The 937-nt window shown below is 66.0% G+C and carries 1 protein-coding gene; it reads right to left on the bottom strand.

Going from position 1 to position 937, the window contains the following annotated elements; translation table 11 throughout:
• On the bottom strand, positions 1-793 hold a 793-nt coding region (locus CZ322_RS09695; protein ID WP_087071227.1), incomplete at its 3' end, for an ATP-binding cassette domain-containing protein.
• Between the last annotated feature and the right edge of the window lie 144 nt (positions 794-937).

Below are 937 nucleotides of genomic sequence, written 5' to 3'. Positions count from 1 at the left end.
GCAGGCTTCCGGCCCGGGGCGCCTGCGCGCCCAGCGGCTGTGCCAGGCGGGCGCGCTGGGCGGGGGAGAGCGTCGTCGTAACTAAAACATCGGTGAGGGAAGCGAGGCTATCCGTGGAGTGGCGCGCGCGAACCTCATCGGCGTCCCCGGCCTCGAGCAGTTTCCCGCGGTGCAGGAACACCACGGTATCCACCAGGTTCTCCACCTCCTCGAGCAGGTGGGAGGAGAGGATGATGGTGCGGGGGTGCTCGGCGAAATCACTGAGCAAAACCCGGTAGAACAGTTCGCGCATCACCGCGTCCATCCCCAGGTGGACCTCATCGAAAATGGTGATGGGGCAGCGGGATGCCAGGCCCAGAATCGCGGAAAATGTGGAGCGCTGGCCTACGGATAGCCCGTCAATCACGCGGGTGGGATCCAGCTCGAAAAGCTCGAATAGCTCCCGGGCGAAATCCTCATCCCAGGTGGGGCGGGCCATGCGCCACAGATCCATCGTCATGGCGAGCGGGGAACCGGAAATCACCTCCACGCGGGCCGGAATATAGGCCACCCCCGGCATGACCTCCGGGTTTTCATCCACCGGATGCCCGTCAATAAAAATGCTTCCCGCGGCGCGCCCACGGGTGCGCCGAATCGGGAGGAGCCCGGCGATGAGCATCCCGAGCGTGGATTTGCCCGAGCCGTTGCGGCCGAAAAGGCCGGTGATGGTGTCGTGGCCGATCTCCACGCTGAGATCATCGAGGGCGCGAGCCCCGCGCCGGTAGCTGAAACTCAGGTTCTCGATGCTAATCATTGGTTCTTCTCCCAATAGGTCGAGACGAGTGCGGATATTTCCGCGGGGCTGAGCCCTAGTGCCCGGCCCGCGGCGAGCGCCGGGGCGAGGGTGTCACTCAGGTAGGTGGCGCGCCCGCGCTCGCGCAGGGCTGCCTGGGCGCCC

The organism is Actinotignum timonense (genome assembly GCF_900155575.1).
GTDB lineage: Bacteria > Actinomycetota > Actinomycetes > Actinomycetales > Actinomycetaceae > Actinotignum > Actinotignum timonense.
Note: the sequence above shows the minus strand (reverse complement) of the source record. Positions and strands in the feature narration are given on the sequence as shown.